The sequence below is a fragment of the Ruminococcus sp. 1001713B170207_170306_F1 genome (genome assembly GCF_015668065.1).
GTDB classification, from domain to species: Bacteria; Bacillota; Clostridia; order Lachnospirales; family Lachnospiraceae; genus Blautia_A; species Blautia_A faecis.
Map to the genome: position 1 here is coordinate 114,430 of NZ_JADPEX010000003.1, position 17,002 is coordinate 131,431.

A 17,002-nucleotide genomic window follows, 5' to 3' on the forward strand; every position below is an offset into this window, starting at 1 on the left:
AAATGGAGGAAAAAATCATGCAGTTAAAAAGTCAGGAAATGAGAAAACTTGCACCGGAGCTTGATCCGCTGCGCATTGGAACAGGCTGGACAAAAGAAGATCTTGGAAAAGTCCAGGTTATGGTTGAAAGCACCTATGGTGACAGCCATCCGGGAAGCGGACATTTGAATATCCTTGTAGAAGAAGTCCGCAAAGGAATCGCAGAAGAAGGCGGTTTCGGAGCACGTTATAACTGTACCGATATCTGCGACGGTGAAAGCCAGGGAACAGATGGAATCAATTACAGTCTGGCCAGCCGTGAGATGATCGCCAATATGATCGAGATCCATGCAAATGCTACTCCTTTTGACGCAGGTGTATACCTTTCAAGCTGTGACAAAGGTGTTCCGGGAAATCTGATGGGACTTGCCAGAGTAAACATTCCTTCCGTATTTGTTCCAGGTGGAACCATGAATGCCGGACCGGAAATGCTGACCCTGGAGCAGCTTGGAATGTACAGCGCAAAATTCGAGCGTGGCGAAATTGATGAAGAGAAGCTTGACTGGGCAAAATGCAATGCGTGCCCAAGCTGTGGCGCATGTTCCTTTATCGGAACTGCATCTACCATGCAGATCATGGCAGAGGCACTAGGACTTGCACTTCCAGGCACAGCCCTGATGCCTGCAACCAGCCCTGACCTTCTTGACTTTGCAAGAGAGGCAGGAAGACAGGCAGTGAGAATTGCTCAGATGGAAAACATGCGTCCTTCTGACATTGTAACTATGAGCAGCTTTGAGAATGCAATCCTTGTCCATGCTGCAATTTCAGGAAGCACCAACTGCCTGCTTCATATTCCGGCAATCGCTCATGAATTTGGCATTGAGATCACTGGTGATACATTTGACAAGCTGCACAGAAATGCAAGATATCTTCTGGATGTACGTCCGGCAGGTCGCTGGCCTGCAGAGTGCTTCTATTATGCAGGTGGTGTACCGGCAATCATGGAAGAGATCAAAGAGCATCTTCACCTGGATGTCATGACTGTTACAGGAAAGACATTAGGAGAAAACCTGGAAGAACTGAAGAACAACGGATTCTATGAAAAATGTGATAAATGGCTTCAGGAGTTTAACAAACGTTACAATGTAAATGTTACGAAGGAAGACATCATCCGTCCATATGACAAAGCAATCGGAACAGATGGAAGCATTGCAGTCCTTCGTGGAAACCTTGCTCCGGAAGGTGCCGTGATCAAACACACTGCATGCCCGAAGGAAATGTTTAAATCTGTTCTCCGCGCAAGACCATTTGACAGCGAAGAAGAATGTCTGGATGCAGTTCTGAAACATAAGGTTCAGAAGGGTGATGCAGTCTTCATCCGTTACGAGGGACCAAAGGGAAGCGGAATGCCGGAAATGTTCTATACTTCTGAGGCAATCAGCAGTGATAAGGAACTTGGAAAGAGCATTGCCCTGATCACAGACGGACGTTTCTCCGGTGCATCTACCGGTCCGGTTATCGGACACTGCAGCCCGGAGGCTGTTGATGGCGGCCCGATCGCACTTGTGGAAGAAGGCGATCTTATCGAAATCGATGTTATGGAAAGAAAACTAAACATCATCGGAATTGCAGGAGAACGTAAGTCTATGGAGGAAATTGACCAGATTCTTGCAGAAAGACGTAAAAACTGGAAACCACGTGAAATGAAATACAAAAAAGGTGTCCTGAGACTTTTCAGCCAGCATGCTGCAAGTCCAATGAAGGGAGCTTATCTGGAGTATTGATTATGAAGCATAAATTTATTACCATTGGCGAGATCATGCTTCGCCTGACTCCGCCGGATTATGAAAAAATCAGAACAGCAACATCTTTTGAGGCAAGATATGGGGGAAGTGAGGCCAATGTGGCCCTCTCCCTTGCAAATCTTGGAGTAGATGCCTCATTCTTTACAGTAGTTCCGGGAAACAGTCTTGGAAAAAGTGCTGTACGTATGCTGCGAAGCAATGACGTAAATTGCGACAGCGTAGTTTATTCAACAGAAGAAGAGACACCGACACATCGGCTTGGAACCTATTATCTGGAGACGGGTTACGGAATCCGCCCGAGTAAAGTCGTTTATGACAGAAAACACAGTGCTTTTTCAGAGTATGATTTCAGCAAAACAGATGTGAAGAAACTTCTGGAAGGATACACCTGGCTTCATCTGAGCGGAATCACTCCGGCACTTGGAAAAAGCTGCAGTGAACTGATCCTGACCTGCCTGAAAACAGCAAAGGAGAATGGCATGACCGTCAGCTTTGACGGAAATTTCAGAAGTACATTGTGGAACTGGGAGGAAGCAAGAGATTTCTGTACCCTCTGCCTTCCATACGTAGATGTTCTCTTTGGAATTGAGCCTTACCATATCTGGAAAAATGAAGAAGATCATACAGCAGGTGATGTAAAGGATGGTGTTCCCTTCCAGCCGGACCGTGAACAGCAGGAAAAAGTCTTCAGGGCCTTTGCAGAGAGATATCCGAATATCAAATGCATTGCAAGACATGTGCGTTTTGCACACAGCTGCAGTGAGAACAGCCTTATGGCTTATCTCTGGTTAAACGGAAAGATTTATGAAAGCAAACGGCTTACCTTCCATATTCTTGACCGTGTTGGAGGTGGAGATGCATTTGTAAGCGGTATTATTTATGCACTGATGAATGAATATACACCGGAGGATATTGTGAACTTTGGTGTTGCAGCCAGTGCGGTGAAGCATACCATTCATGGTGACGGAAATATTACAGATGATGCTTCCTTGATCAGACATGTGATGGAAATGAATTTTGATATAAAAAGATAACGAAAGGAAATTCAAATGATGGATATAGCAGAAAAGTTTCAGAAGCTTGGTGTTGTTCCGGTAGTTGTGCTGGAAGATACAAAAGATGCAGTACCCCTTGCAAAGGCACTTGTTGAAGGTGGACTTCCATGTGCAGAGGTAACTTTCCGTACAGAGGCAGCAGAAGAATCTATCCGTCTGATGACAGAACAGTTTCCGGAGATGCTTGTAGGAGCAGGAACCGTTCTTACCAGAGAGCAGGTAGACACAGCTGTTGCAGCCGGTGCGAAGTTCATTGTAAGCCCTGGATTTGATCCAGAGATCGTAGACTACTGTCTGGAAAAAGAAATTCCTGTTTTTCCAGGCTGCATCACACCGTCTGAGGTCGCACAGGCAGTAAAAAGAGGCCTTAAGGTTGTAAAATTTTTCCCTGCAGAACCGGCAGGCGGAGTTGCCATGATCAAGGCTATGGCCGCACCTTATGTGGGAATTAAGTTTATGCCCACTGGCGGTATCAATGCAAAAAATCTGGAAGATTATCTTTCTTTCGACAAAATTATATGCTGCGGCGGAAGCTGGATGGTAAAAGGAGAGCTTGTAAAAAACGGAGAATTTGACAAGATCAGAGACCTGACAGCAGAAGCACGAAAACTGGTTGATTCCATCCGAAAATAATCGGAGGTATTACACATATTCATATTCACAAAAAACAGGATCCTGCATGAAAGCAGGGTCCTGTTTTGTGAATATGTGTAATCTTATGAAATGAGTATCAAAAGGTCTTTTGACACTGGTATCATCTTATATCAGTCAATCTTCAGAATCAGCTCCAGCACCCGTCTTGCACAGTGCTCTAATTCCGGGCGGCCAAGCTGTCCCATTTCCATGGCCTTTTTCACACGCTCGGGGAAACCGGTTCCCATTTTTACGTCATTTCCGGCCTTGATTTCTTTATAATGTTCAGCTCTTGTCCACCAGTCAGTTGTAACCATGCCCTTGAAGCCCCACTCGCCGCGGAGAACATCTTCCAGAAGCTCGCGATTCTCAGAAGCGCGGTGACCATTGATTGCATTGTAGGAGGACATGATGGTCCATGGCTGTGCCTCTTTTACAATGATCTCGAAACCTTTCAGATAGATCTCACGAAGTGCACGCTCGGAAACACGGGAATCGCTGTGCTTTCTGTTGGTCTCTTTGTTATTTGCTGCGAAATGCTTCACAGAAGCTGCAATGTGCTGGGACTGGATACCTTTTACCATAGCTGCGCCCATCTTTCCGGCAATCAGCGGATCCTCGGAATAGTACTCGAAGTTTCTTCCGCAAAGAGGATTTCTGTGGATATTTACTGCTGGGGTAAGCCATACAGCAAGATTGTTCTCCTTCACTTCTTCGGCACCAGCCTGTCCAACCTGCTGAACAAGAGCCGGGTTCCAGGTGCATGCAAGAAGTGTCGCGCAAGGCCATGCTGTTGTGTTCATGCTGCATTCCCCGCTGATACGAAGTCCGGCTGGACCGTCTGCTGTCATAATGGATGGAACGCCGTAATCCGGAAGATTTCCAAAACCGAAGGTATTGGAAACACCTACGTTTGGCTGTCCTCCAAGAAGATGAATCAGATCGTCATCGCTTAACTGTGCCATAAAATCATCCAGGGAAAGCCTGCCTTCTGCTACATCAATAAACTGCTTTCTGCCAAAGTTGTCGAAAAGTGTGCCACGTGCACAGCAGCGGACTGCAGGGGTAATACCTTCCTCAGTGCCCGGCTCCATTTTCTCAAATACGCATTCGTTCATGTCATTGCATGCAGACTGTGGAAGCTCCTCAAAACTGCCGTCAGAGAGCATACGCTCTTTCAGGCTGGTTGGAACAAGATGAGCTGTCAGCTGCTTTGTGATTACATTTTCAGCCAGTTCCATTGTCAGGATGCTCTCCTTGGTGTCGCGCACAGAAGTTCCAATATAGAACTTATAAGTACCTTTTTCCAGAATATATGCGGATTTCTTGATTTTTCCAAGGTCATCGTAGGAAGCCATGTCAGCCTTTGCAAAGGAAAGGCGGATCTGCTGTGTCTCGCCTGGCTGAAGAAGACGGGTTTTTGCAAAAGCGGCAAGCTGGCGGGCTGGTTTCTTCAGAAGTCCCTGTGGAGCTTCGAAATAAATCTGGACAACTTCTTTTCCAGCCAGGTTACCGGTGTTGGTTACCTGAACCTCAGCGAAAATCTGATCCTCTGTTTCCCACATAGCGATGGTGTCCAGGCCAAAGGTGGTGTAGGAAAGTCCATATCCAAATGGATAGATTACTTTTTTTTGTGCCCCTGGAAGAGTTTCAAAATAGCGGTAGCCTACATAAATATCTTCCGTATAGTTTACATAATCAAAAGACTCATGGAAGTTGGCAGTGGATGGATAATCATTTACGTCTGCGGCAAAAGTGTCAGCCAGCTTACCGGAAGGATTTCCTTTGCCGGTGAGAAGCTCCGCCATGGCAAGTCCGCCTTCCATGCCTCCTTGCCATCCAAGAAGAGCGGAGGAAATCCGGTCGTCATTTTTTACCCAGGAAAGATCCATGATTCCGCCGATGTTGAGAACTACCACGATATCATCGAAGCGTTCTTTTACCATGGAAAGCATTTCTTTCTCACGGGCAGTGAGATAGAAGTCGCCATCCGGGAAAATTTCGCCGGAAATTTTCGGCATGGTGGTTTCCGTATCCCATGGATTAAATTCGTTGTTGCATTCAATACTGGAACGGTCCCAGCCTTCGCCGGAGAAACGGCTGATCACAACAACAGCAACGTCAGCAAATGCTTTTGCGCCGTCAGCAAATGCTTTTGCGCCGTCAGCAAGTTCTGGGGAAAGCTCTGGCTCTACCGTCATTCCTGGTGCGGCACCCTTTTCATACTGGTGCTGGATATCGGTGCGGTAAAATGCGGATAATGGCTCATAGATCTGAACGGCGCCTTCCTGCATTTTCAGCCCGTCGTAAAGGTTGTGTACATAAGAAACCATAACATCACCGCTTCCGCCGCCGCCTTTTACATAGTCGAAGCTGCCCTTGCCGAAAAGGGCGATGCGTGTGCCCTCAACAAGAGGAAGCAGATTTTTCTCATTTTTTAAAAGAACCATACCTTCCTTGGCGGCTTCTTTGGAAAGAAGGATATGTTCTTTGCTTGCGGTAACACGGCCGCTTTCCTTAAGGGGAAGGTTTGGCTGGAATTTAACTCTGGTCCATTTGTTCATTGTGGGATGTCCTCCTGTAGATAAATTTATAATTAGAAAGTTTTTTTCGTGTAGTTGCCTTGATATTGCTATTGTACTGGAAAAAGCGGTGGTGTACTAGATGGTTTATTGCTTCTTTTATAGGTTTTTCTTGATATTATAGATGAAATATTATATATTATCATAAAGAATAAATGGTATATTTTGATTTTGAACCTGTAGCATAAATGTTGTATTTTGATTTTAAACCTGCAGCATAAGTGTTGCGTATTATGGAAGTCGGTAAATTTGAGTGAAAAAAGAAGGTGAGGCATACTATGAGAGCAGAATATGAAAACGTGCTGGATGATCATTTGGGGAAAATTCATTTTACATATGTAAATACCTGGGATGAATTGTTACCGGCGCACTGGCATGAGCATTTGGAAATTATTTATGTGCTTGGCGGCGAGATTACAGCATCTATTAATGATGTGAGTTATGAGTTGGAAAAAGGGGATATTTTTCTGGTAAATTCCAATGATATCCATTATACCTACACGCATGAGGATGCCAGGTATTATCTTTTACAGATCCCGCCGGTTCATCTGGAAAGAATTTCTGCAAAGTGGAAGGGACTGAAATTTCAGGAGCTTATAAGGTCGAAATCAGCTGACGCATGTGTTCAGGGAGAACAACTGGAGAATGTGCAGGGAAAGGGACTTGTGGAGATGAGGGAGAATCGAAAGTCTACAAATCGGGCTGATGATCTGTATGATCAGTTGAGAGACGTATTTCGGAAAATTGCAGGCTTTTATGAAGAAAAAAAAGAAGGCTATCATCTTCTGGTGCTTTCTGCTGTTTACCGTTTACTTTATTTTCTTTATACAGAAGGAATCAGGAGTGAGGAAGATACAGAAAACGCTCACGGCACTCTGCGAGACTTGGAGCGGATGAAGTTATGCATGGAATTTGTCCGGGAACATTATGGGGAAAGAATTTCCCTTGCCGATGCTGCAGGGCTTTTGGCCATTACACCAGAGCATTTCTGTCGCCTTTTTCGCAAATATACAGGACAGACCTTCCTGACTTATGTAAATCAGATCCGCATGGAGCATTTCCACACAGATCTTCTGGAGACAGATAAAAATATAACATTTCTTCTGGATAAAAACGGGATTACCAATTACAAAGGTTTTTTGCGAAAATTTAAGGAAGCTTATGGGGAATCGCCGAAGGAAGTCCGGAGAAAACAGCTGGGAAAAAAGCAGGAATGATTTTTCCAGAGGCCTCTGAAAATAACAAGCAGGACAGCCTGAAGGTCTGTCCTGCTAGAGCGTGTTTGAAAAAGCATTCCTGCAATCTGCACGCCCCACTTTGCGGTATATTTTGCCCGGATTCGGTTGTCGTAGCCCGCTACGACGCCCTCATCCGGACAAAATCTCCCACAAATTGTGACGCACATCTTGCAGAAAGCCTTTTTCAAACACGCTCTAGTTGGAAGCTGACGCATTATAACTGCGCTTTATTTTTTACCAGCATTTCATGGATAACATTCTGGGTATAAGCACCCAGATGTTTTTTGTCCTCTTTTTCCAGCTGGTCTATGTAGATTGGTTTGCCATATTCCAGGATAACGTGGGTTTTCTTAACTCTTGGAAAATGGTTTTCCCAGATATCAGCGGAGCCGCTGATCGCCATCGGGATGATCGGACAGTTTGTCTTTGCGGCAATTTTGAAGCTGCCCTCATGGAATGGAAGCATGTCCAGTTCATCTTCATTTTTGTTTCGTGTACCCTCTGGGAAAATGCAGATGGAAATGCCGGATTTCACTTTCTCAATAGCAGTGAGAATGGTTTTCAGTCCCTGCTTCAGGTCATTACGGTCAAGAAACAGGCAGTGAAGACGTTTCATCCAGGTAGAAAGCAGAGGAACCTTTTCCATCTCTTTTTTTGCGATATAGCCGGTACGGATGGGGCAGCGTGGATAAGTGATCGGTACATCAAAAAAGCTTCTGTGATTTCCGATATAAAGAACCGGCACATCAGTTGGTACATTTTCCTCTCCGATAACAGTCAGCTTCACACCGGATATCCACAGGATAAAACGAAATACTGCCTGAACGATCCGAAGAGAGCTGATTTCCTTTGCCATAGGATTGAATTTGCCGATGATCCATTCTACAAAGAGAATGGGAATGGATAAAATCAGGAATCCAACCACTACGATCACGCATAAAATAAAACGAATCATATGATTTTCCTTTCTTTGATCTGTGCCTCATGCGTAGGAAGCATGTTTTGGCATATTGTTTATGTCTATTATATGTAATTTGAAAAATTCTTGCAATAAATCTTTTTTATTCCTCATACAATAAAATAAATGGAGATTGCTGTTTGCTGTGTTTAAAGGCTGAGCATCAGATGAACAGCAACGAGACATCTGAGGTGGCAGAATGAAAAAAACAAAAGCAGTTCTTCTGGGAGTAATTTTGTGGTCACTGCTTTTGATCAGTGGATGCAATTTTATCCGCATTGAGGAAGAGCCGCGGAAGCCTCTGGAGTATTCCATTGTAAAAAATGAAGAGATACCGGCAGAACTGGCTGCCCTGATACAGGAGAAAAAGAAGAATGAATTTCAGCTGACCTATCAATGTGAAAAAGACCTGTTTCTTGTAAAAGGATACGGGGAGCAAATGAGCGGAGGTTACAGTATTTCCGTGGAAGAACTGGGGTGGACTTCCCAGGCTGTTTTTTTCCGGACAATGCTGCTGGGGCCATCAGACGAGAAAATAACGATCAGTCCGCCTTCCTATCCTTACATCGTGGTGAAGACGGAATACCGAAAAGAACCTGTGATTTTTGAACGCTTTACTGAAAAAAGCGAAAATGATGCAATATAGCAGTCTGGTGAAAAAAGGAGTGGAAAATCGTGGAATTAAGAAAAGAAAGTGTGCAGATGCTTCAGATAAAAAGCCGTGCAGCCAGCCAGGTAACGTTTGATACAGATTATAATGTACCAGATGCAAAGCCGGATGTGGGCCGACTGATCCAGAACAAGGGTGACGTTTCCATGGATGAAGTGCGTCTTAGCGAAGGAAAGGCATTTATCAGCGGAAACCTGAACGTGGATATTCTCTATGTGGGGGAAGAAAACCAGAAGGTGAGCAGTCTGGGGGCAAAACTGCCTTTTGATGAGACTTTGAACCTGGAAGGGATTGCAAGTGGGGATAAAATGTGCCTGAAGTGGGAGATTGAGGATCTCAGCGTGCACATGATTCATTCCCGAAAACTAAACATAAAAGCAATTGTCACCTTTTATGCAGTGGTAGATGAAATGGCAGGGATTCAGCTTCCGGTGGAAATCAGTGAGGAGGGAATTTCAGTAAAAAGGAAGAAAGTCCGTTTAATGAGTCTTATGGTACATAAAAAGGACACTATGCGGATTAAGGATGAAGTGACTTTAGTGTCCAATAAACCGAACATTGAACAGCTTTTGTGGTATACCATCGATGTCCGTGGAATGGATCTGCGTCCAGAGGATAATGTGGTGAAGGCAAGAGGGGAGCTGTCAGTTTTTGTCCTGTATTCGGGAGAAGATGAGGAAAATCCGCTTCAGTGGGCAGAGTATGTGCTTCCGTTTAATACGGAAGTGGAGTGTACTGGTTGTATGGGAGAGATGATTCCAAATATTGGCTTTTCCGTTATGCATCAGAGCATTGAAGTAAAACCGGATTCCGATGGGGAAGAACGGGTAATGAGTGTAGACACGGTGCTGGAACTGGACATGAAGCTTTACCGCGAAGAAGAGCATGACCTGATTCTGGATGTGTACTCGCCTTTGAAAGAATGCATTCCTCAGGGAAAAGAGATGTGTCTGGAAAGCCTCCTGGTACGGAATGACTCCAAATGCCGCGTATCTGACCGTATTGAACTGAAGGAAAGCCAGGGGAAAATCCTGCAGATCTGTCACAGCCAGGGACGTGTAAAGGTTGAGAAAACGAAAATTGTAGAAAATGGAATCCAGGCTGATGGAATTGTATTTATGAAAATTCTGTATATTACAGGAAATGATGAAATGCCATTCTATTCTGTTGATGGAATGATCCCTTTTTCCCATATAATTGAGGCAAACGGGATCAACGAGGACAGTATCTTTTTTTTGCAGGCAGATCTGGAACAGCTGTCAACGTCTATGATCGACAGCAATGAGATTGAGGTGAAGGCTGTGATCAGTCTCAATGTGCTGGTGCTTCAGTGTGAAAACCGGATGATCATAAGCAAAGTGGAGGAGCGTCCCCTTGATATGGAGAAAATCCAGGCAATGCCGGGAATCACGGTGTATGTGGTGAAAAATGGGGATTCTATGTGGGATATTGCGAAAAGATTTTATACTACAGTGGAGGAAATCTGTGAGCTGAATGAACTGGAAGAGGACAGAGTTGTGCCTGGAATGCCGTTGCTGTTGGTGAAGAAGGTGGAAGGGTAAGGTTGCTTTCTGTTTACTGCATATATTTGGAGAAAACCTTTTCAAACATGCTCTGGTCACGTTGTGGACAGTAACGATATATAGAGAATGAGAAATTTCCTCGCATAAATGTATTGAAAAAAATACAAAAATATTTTACAATAAAAACATTGATAAAATTGTATACAAAGTACAAAGAAACTGCTGCTCTTAGAGCCTGCCAGAGGTTTTATGTGAGCGGCAGCTACAAGCGGAGGAAATTATGCGTTTACGTGCACTTGCAAAGATAAATCTGGGACTTGACGTGGTTGGAAAACGTGATGACGGATATCACGAAGTCCGTATGATCATGCAGACCATACAGATGTATGACGTGCTTGAAATTGAGAAAAAAAAGGAGCCGGGAATTGTCCTTACCACGAACATTCCTTACGTTCCTACTGACGAGCGGAATCTTGTATATAAAGCGGCGAAAATGTTAATGGATGAGTTTGATATAAAAGAGGGGCTTACCATGAATCTGGAGAAGTTTATCCCGGTAGCAGCCGGCATGGCTGGTGGAAGCTCTGATGCGGCAGCTGCTTTTGTTGGAGTGAACCGCCTGTTTGGACTGGGACTTTCTGAGGAAGAGCTGATGAAGCGTGCTGTGCAGGTTGGAGCTGATGTTCCTTATTGTGTGATGCGCGGAACTGCTCTTGCAGAGGGAATCGGGGAGAAGCTGACCAGACTTCCCAGAGTACCTCACTGCTATGTTCTGGTGGGAAAACCAGGAGTAAATGTTTCAACCAAGACTGCTTATGAGAACCTGAAACTGGACGATCCTGCTGTGGTTCATCCGGATATCGATGGTATGGTGACAGCTGTCAGAAATGGTGATCTTGATGGAATGATTTCCAGAATGGGAAATGTATTTGAACCGGGAATTATCAGCAAATATCCTGTGATCCAGGAAATCAAAGATCTGATGGAGAGCAACGGAGCACGTAAGGCCATGATGAGCGGAAGTGGTCCTACTGTATTTGGCATTTTTGATGATAAGGAGAAAATGGATCGGGCAGCAGCTGTTCTCAGGGAGAGCAGACTTGCGAAGACTGTTTTTGCCACAGATGTTTTTTAGCGGAGGAAAATACAAATGACAAGTGATTTTACAGTGCATATGGATGAGTATCTTCCACTTAGGGAGGTCGTTTTTAACACATTGCGTCAGGCAATCCTGAAGGGAGAACTGAAGCCGGGCGAAAGACTTATGGAGATTGCCCTTGCGGAGAAGCTTGGGGTGAGCAGAACTCCTATCCGGGAGGCCATGCGTAAGCTGGAACTGGAAGGGCTGGTTGTGATGATCCCGAGACGTGGAGCCCAGGTTGCCAATATTACAGAGAAGGATCTGAATGACGTTCTGGAGGTCAGGATCACTCTGGAAAATATGGCCATTGAGAAGGCCTGTGCTAATATGACAGATGCGGATATCCGGAAGCTGGAGCGGGCGGCTGAGGTTTTCCAGACCAGTACGGCGGAAGGCGACCTGGTAAAGATGGCTGAGGCGGATGTGAATTTCCATGAGGTAATTTATGAAGCTGCTGATAATAAAAGACTGATGCAGGTTCTGAATAATCTTCGCGAGCAGATCTACAGATATCGTGTAGAATATTTGAAAGAGGATGAGTCCAGAAACCGTCTGGTGAAAGAGCATGAGAAAATTACCAGGGCGATTAAGGAACGGGACGTGAAAGCGGCACAGGAGCTGTCTTTTGAACATCTGGAAAATCAGCGGATGGGAATTATTCAGGCGATTCGGGCAGAAGAGTAAACTGAGTGGTTTTCTGGGAGCGGAGCGGGCACATCCTGCCCGCGTTCCTCTTTTTGGGAAGTTGAGAGAAAATGAATATAATTGTTTTTATGGGAGATACTGGGAGAGATAACCAGTGTCTTTTTTTGTGTAATAGGAAATTTCATTGGAATTCCCTATTACACAAAAAGCCCTACCGGGCAGGATTTTCTTTTGTTGCCTGAAAATGGAAAAGAGGAGCAGTGTTGGATAAAAATGATAATATTGTTATGATTTCAAAGGATATTCGAGAAAATGAACGGTATATAAGAGAACGTCTGACAGATTGTGGAGATATTCAGATCCGGAAGATGCGGCTGGGGGATGAGCGGAAGGTTGACTGTCTGATGGTCTATATTGAGGTAGCGACTTCCAATATGATGCTGGAAGACTCTGCCATTGGAAAAATGGTGGGGCATTTCTGGGAGATTTCGCCTGGGGAGATGCAGGAATTTGTGGAGTATAACAGTCTGGGAATTGCGGATGTAAAGAAGCTGACTGACATGGAGCAGGTGTTCGCAGGGCTGCTTGCCGGAAATGCGGTTTTCTTTATGGACGGATTTGACCAGGCCATGAAAATTTCCAGTGCCGGTTATCCAAGCATGGGCGTAACAGAAGTGGAGATGGAGAAGGTTCTGAGAGGTTCCAGGGAAGGCTTCTCTGATTCTGTGAAAATAAATTCGGCACTGATCCGGAAGCGGCTACGGGATACCAGATTAAAGGTAGTGGAATTTTATATTGGGGAGAGATCACATACACTGGTACAGATGGTGTACATGAAAGATCTGGTGCAGGAGGAATTTCTGGAGCAGGTGAAAGAGCGGCTTGGAGAGTTTCGAATTGATGGAATTCTGGACAGCGGAATGCTGGAACAGCTGACGGAGGATTCCTGGTTTTCCCCATTTCCACAGTATCAGACTACGGAAAGACCGGATCGGGCGGCGCAGGAAATTTTAAATGGAAAAGCAGTGCTTCTCTGTGATAATTCTCCGTCAGCGCTTATTTTACCAGGTGTTTTTCACAGTTTTATGGAAAGTAGTGAGGACTGGTATAACCGATTTGAAATGGCATCGTTTCTTCGAATACTGCGCTATGTGGCAATGGCAGCAGCTACGTTGCTGCCGGGGCTTTATCTTGCGGTGATCCGGTTTCATACGCAGATTCTTCCCACGAACATGCTGCTGTCCTTTGCCCAGGCAAGAGAAGGTGTACCATTTTCCAGCATTGCGGAGCTTGTTTTGCTGGAATTATCTTTTGAGCTGATTCGGGAGGCTGGCGTACGGATTCCGGGAGCACTGGGGAATGCTATGGGAATTGTGGGAGGACTGATCGTGGGATCCGCTGCGGTGGAAGCGAATCTTGTAAGCCCGATCGTGGTCATGGTTGTGGCGATCACGGCACTTGGTTCTCTTGCAATCCCTAATGAAGAATTTGCCTCGGCATTTCGGATGCTTAAATATTTCTTTTTGTTTTTGGGAGGATATCTGGGGATTTTTGGAATTGTGACAGGAGTATATCTGACAGTATCACATCTGGCAGGACTTCTCAGCTTTGGAGTTCCATACCTGTCGCCCTTTGTCAAACAAAGTACGGATAATGGGACTGGAAGCAAAATTGTGAGAGTGCCATTTAAAAAGAGATGGAGGCGCCCTCCATATGCCAGAAAAAATGAGCGAGTGAGACTGCAAAAAATCCGCAATAAGAACAGGAAGGAAAGGTAACCGAAGTAAATGAAATTTGCAGAAAATAATCGAATCTCCCAGCGGCAGCTCTACAGGCAGATTGTGATTGCGTTTATTGCACCATTAATATTATGCCTTTTCGAAAACAGAAAAACTCTGGGGCTTGGTGGGCTGGCAGGGACTGCAGCAGCCCTTGCAGCTGTGCTGTTTTATGTGATTTTCCTCATCCGTCTTCGTTATGCTTTTGCCAGGCCCTGCAAAACAGCCGGTGTGGTGTGGGGACGGCTGACAGCGTTGTTTTTTCTTATATACTGTATTTTTGGAGCCGCATTTCTTTTGAACCTTCTGGGAGAAATTGTTGCAGTTAGTCTGGGAACAGGTATAGGAAAAAAATGGCTATGTCTGATCACATTGCTGGTTTGCAGTATGGGCACGCAAAAGGGGATTCAGAGACGAGGCAGAATGGGAGAAGTGTCAGGAGGCGTGGTACTTGCAGCGGTTATGCTTATGTTAGTCCTGGCTGTGGGACAGGGAAAATGGGAGTATTTTCAGGAAATGGTATGGAATTCCTCTTTCTCAGGAAGAAAAATTATGGAAAGTGGATATGATGTGATATGTGCATTTTCCGGATTGGGGCTGCTTCCCTTTGCATTGGACAGTGTAGGAAACAGTAAAGATACAGGGAAAACTGTAAGTTTTGCCGTTTTTACCTTGGGAATGTTGCTTATTCTGACGGAATTGCTGCTTCCTTCCGTATTTGGATGGGGGCGCCTGAAATATGAAAGCTGCCCGATTTTGCCGCTTCTGTCAGGTGCGGAGCTTCCAGGGAATGTATTGGCAAGATTTGATGTCCTCTGGATGGGATTTCTTTTATACAGCCTTTTATTTTCTATTGGAAGTTTTCTGCATTATGGTCATTTAATTGTGGAAAAAGCAGATATGGGAACTGGAAAGCTGTGGATATCCACTCTGGTTTTTGCCGGAGCTGTGTGGGATATTGAAAGATGGGGAATCCGGAATAGTTTTCCATTATATTTGAAATATATTTTTGTGCCCGGAATGCTGGTGCTTCAGATTATTTTTTTTATGACAGGCAAAAAGAAGTGGAAAAAGAAGCTTGCCGTAGCGTGTGTCAGTGCATTGTTTCTGTTAGCCGGCTGTGGTGGTGTGGAACCGGAGAAACGCATGTATCCGCTTGCACTTGGAGCCGATATTACAGAGGGGAAATATCTGCTGACTTACGGAATTCCGGATCTTCCAAAATCTACAGGACAGGAAAAAGACGGGGAAGACCAGGGGAATGCTGCTCCGTCGATTCAGGGAGAAACTTTCCGTGAGATTGAAAATATATACAGCCGGACACAGGAAAAATATCTGGATATGGGACATCTGGAAATTCTGGTTCTTGGAGAGAGTCTGTTGGATGGAGGGCGTTGGGAGCAGGTTCTCGAGTATCTGAAGCAGGAGCCGACTATAGGTGAAAATGTTTATGTGTTTCGCTGTGCTGCGGCATCTGAAGCAGTAGCCTGGGTAAGCCCTCAGGACGTTTCTCTGGGAGAGTATCTTCTTGGGCTGCTGGAAAATAATCCAAATGGAAGCCCGGGACAGGCAGTAACGCTTCGTGAGGTTTATCATGAGTTTTATGAACGTGGTGCTTTGTCTGAATTGCCAGAACTGAAAATTTATGGAAAGGAACTGGAAGTGAAATTTTAGCCGAATCAGGTAAGTACCAGGGCGTGCAGATTGCGGGAATGATTTTTCAAACAGGCTCCAGAGCGGCTATGAAAAGCAATAAGCAACTAGTGGGTATGAATGTGATTATTCCAGGCTGGGACAGGGAATACTTTTGTTAAGAAAAATATGGGAGGTACTTTTATGCTTTGTCTGAGAAAAAACAAATATCATATAGCGGCAGCACTTCTGACAGCTGTATTACTTTGCCCATGCAGTGAAAATTTTAATAAAACTTCCAACCTTCTTGCATGGTGGGGAACTATTTATCCCCAGTTCTGTTTTATGGAAGCACCGAGGACGGAGAACGGTCAGAAAGCAGAGCCAAGATTTCATTTCTGGATTGTGGATACACTTAACGCTTTGATGTAGTACAAGCACTTGCACCGCCGCTCCTTTGGTGTTAAAATGAAATACAGATTGCAAATATCGCTTGACTATGAATTTGGAGATAGATAAATGAAAATAGACAGAGATGCGCCTGTTGGTGTGTTTGATTCCGGTATTGGCGGACTTACTGTGGCAAGGGAGATCATGCGGAATCTTCCAGCAGAGAAAATCGTGTATTTCGGCGATACTGCCAGAGTTCCATATGGCAGCAAATCCAGAGAGACTATTATAGGATATTCCCGTCAGATAATCCGTTTCCTGAAAGAGCAGAAGGTGAAGGCGATTGTGGTGGCCTGTAATACAGCCAGTGCGTTTGCCCTGGAGGCAGTTCAGGAAGAATTTGACATTCCCATTCTTGGAGTGATTGAAGCCGGTGCCAAGGTAGCTGCGCAGGTTACCAGAAATAAACGGGTGGGAATCATCGGTACAGAAGGTACTGTTGGAAGTGGAATCCACGCGGAGGTTCTGAAAAAGATCGATCCGGAGATTACAGTGATTGGAAAGCCATGTCCCTTATTTGTACCGTTGGTAGAGGAAGGCTGGACTCATGATCCGGTGACAGTGGAAGTTGCAAGCAGATATCTGAGGGAACTACAGGAAAAAGATATTGATACACTGATCCTTGGCTGTACCCATTATCCACTGCTCCGTTCTACCATCGGACAGATCATGGGAGAGGGGGTTACTTTGGTGAACCCGGCGTACGAGACGGCACTGGAGCTTGGCAGACTTCTGAAAGAGCAGGATATGCAGAGCACCGGACAGGGACAGTCTGATTTCCCATATCGTTTCTATGTGAGCGATCTGGCAGAGAAATTCAAGGGCTTTGCCAATTCGATTCTGCCATTTGATGTGGAGAAAACGCAGAAGATTGATATTGAGAAATATTGAAAAAGAGAAAGAAATGGAAAAA

The 17,002-nt window shown here is 45.0% G+C and carries 16 protein-coding genes; 13 read left to right on the forward strand and 3 right to left on the reverse strand.

The features are described 5' to 3' along the window. The first annotated feature begins 17 nt into the window (after positions 1-17). Genes ilvD through I4V84_RS03685 form a run of 3 tightly spaced genes read left to right on the forward strand, consistent with a single transcriptional unit; the run spans position 18 to position 3,472 of the window. Positions 18-1,763, forward strand: coding sequence for a dihydroxy-acid dehydratase (gene ilvD / locus I4V84_RS03675; protein ID WP_195991263.1), 1,746 nt, complete (start codon positions 18-20; stop codon positions 1,761-1,763). A gap of 2 nt (positions 1,764-1,765) precedes the next feature. Beyond that, positions 1,766-2,818, forward strand: a complete 1,053-nt coding sequence (locus I4V84_RS03680; protein WP_195991264.1) for a sugar kinase — start codon at positions 1,766-1,768, stop codon at positions 2,816-2,818. Positions 2,819-2,833: 15 nt separating this feature from the next. Next, on the forward strand, positions 2,834-3,472 hold the full coding sequence (locus tag I4V84_RS03685; protein WP_195991265.1) for a bifunctional 4-hydroxy-2-oxoglutarate aldolase/2-dehydro-3-deoxy-phosphogluconate aldolase: 639 nt from the start codon (positions 2,834-2,836) through the stop codon (positions 3,470-3,472). Between the two features lie 131 nt (positions 3,473-3,603). Here I4V84_RS03685 and I4V84_RS03690 read toward each other — a convergent pair whose 3' ends face one another. Further along, complete coding sequence (locus I4V84_RS03690) at positions 3,604-6,036, reverse strand: glycoside hydrolase family 3 protein (RefSeq protein WP_195991266.1); 2,433 nt, start codon at positions 6,034-6,036, stop codon at positions 3,604-3,606. Between the two features lie 296 nt (positions 6,037-6,332). On the opposite strand from I4V84_RS03690, the gene I4V84_RS03695 reads away from it, so the two are divergent. Then, positions 6,333-7,271 (forward strand): AraC family transcriptional regulator, encoded by a 939-nt coding sequence (locus I4V84_RS03695; RefSeq protein ID WP_195991267.1) that lies wholly within the window; start codon positions 6,333-6,335, stop codon positions 7,269-7,271. Here I4V84_RS03695 and I4V84_RS20275 read toward each other — a convergent pair. Continuing rightward, the gene (locus tag I4V84_RS20275) at positions 7,214-7,459 is read right to left on the reverse strand and encodes a DUF6783 domain-containing protein (protein ID WP_334286008.1); all 246 of its coding nucleotides are present in this window, start codon (positions 7,457-7,459) and stop codon (positions 7,214-7,216) included. The genes I4V84_RS03695 and I4V84_RS20275 overlap by 58 nt on opposite strands. Here I4V84_RS20275 and I4V84_RS20280 point away from each other — a divergent pair. Continuing rightward, complete coding sequence (locus tag I4V84_RS20280) at positions 7,379-7,561, forward strand: DUF6783 domain-containing protein (protein ID WP_334286009.1); 183 nt, start codon at positions 7,379-7,381, stop codon at positions 7,559-7,561. The two genes, I4V84_RS20275 and I4V84_RS20280, sit on opposite strands and share 81 nt — an antisense overlap. On the opposite strand, the gene I4V84_RS03700 is transcribed toward I4V84_RS20280, so the two are convergent. Further along, on the reverse strand, positions 7,507-8,247 hold the full coding sequence (locus I4V84_RS03700) for a lysophospholipid acyltransferase family protein (protein WP_195991268.1): 741 nt from the start codon (positions 8,245-8,247) through the stop codon (positions 7,507-7,509). The genes I4V84_RS20280 and I4V84_RS03700 overlap by 55 nt on opposite strands. A 202-nt stretch (positions 8,248-8,449) precedes the next feature. On the opposite strand from I4V84_RS03700, the gene I4V84_RS03705 reads away from it, so the two are divergent. From I4V84_RS03705 to murI, 8 genes are all read left to right on the forward strand, one after another. Next, positions 8,450-8,896: a protease complex subunit PrcB family protein gene (locus I4V84_RS03705; RefSeq protein ID WP_118577599.1), complete on the forward strand. Its 447-nt coding sequence runs from the start codon at positions 8,450-8,452 to the stop codon at positions 8,894-8,896. Between the two features lie 29 nt (positions 8,897-8,925). Beyond that, on the forward strand, positions 8,926-10,482 hold the full coding sequence (locus I4V84_RS03710) for an SPOCS domain-containing protein (protein ID WP_173734781.1): 1,557 nt from the start codon (positions 8,926-8,928) through the stop codon (positions 10,480-10,482). 241 nt (positions 10,483-10,723) lie between these two features. Further along, complete coding sequence (gene ispE / locus I4V84_RS03715; RefSeq protein WP_195991269.1) at positions 10,724-11,578, forward strand: 4-(cytidine 5'-diphospho)-2-C-methyl-D-erythritol kinase; 855 nt, start codon at positions 10,724-10,726, stop codon at positions 11,576-11,578. A 15-nt stretch (positions 11,579-11,593) separates the two neighbouring features. Further along, entirely contained in the window at positions 11,594-12,268 is a 675-nt protein-coding gene (locus tag I4V84_RS03720; RefSeq protein ID WP_195991270.1) for a GntR family transcriptional regulator, read from the forward strand. 224 nt (positions 12,269-12,492) lie between these two features. Beyond that, on the forward strand, positions 12,493-14,007 hold the full coding sequence (locus I4V84_RS03725) for a spore germination protein (protein WP_334286004.1): 1,515 nt from the start codon (positions 12,493-12,495) through the stop codon (positions 14,005-14,007). Between the two features lie 9 nt (positions 14,008-14,016). Beyond that, complete coding sequence (locus I4V84_RS03730) at positions 14,017-15,681, forward strand: GerAB/ArcD/ProY family transporter (RefSeq protein WP_195991271.1); 1,665 nt, start codon at positions 14,017-14,019, stop codon at positions 15,679-15,681. A 162-nt stretch (positions 15,682-15,843) separates the two neighbouring features. Next, positions 15,844-16,071 carry a hypothetical protein gene (locus I4V84_RS03735; protein WP_118577594.1) on the forward strand — a complete coding sequence of 76 codons (228 nt, stop codon included), beginning with the start codon at positions 15,844-15,846 and terminating at the stop codon, positions 16,069-16,071. An 87-nt stretch (positions 16,072-16,158) separates the two neighbouring features. Continuing rightward, positions 16,159-16,980, forward strand: coding sequence for a glutamate racemase (gene murI, locus I4V84_RS03740; protein WP_118577593.1), 822 nt, complete (start codon positions 16,159-16,161; stop codon positions 16,978-16,980). Positions 16,981-17,002: the final 22 nt, after the last annotated feature.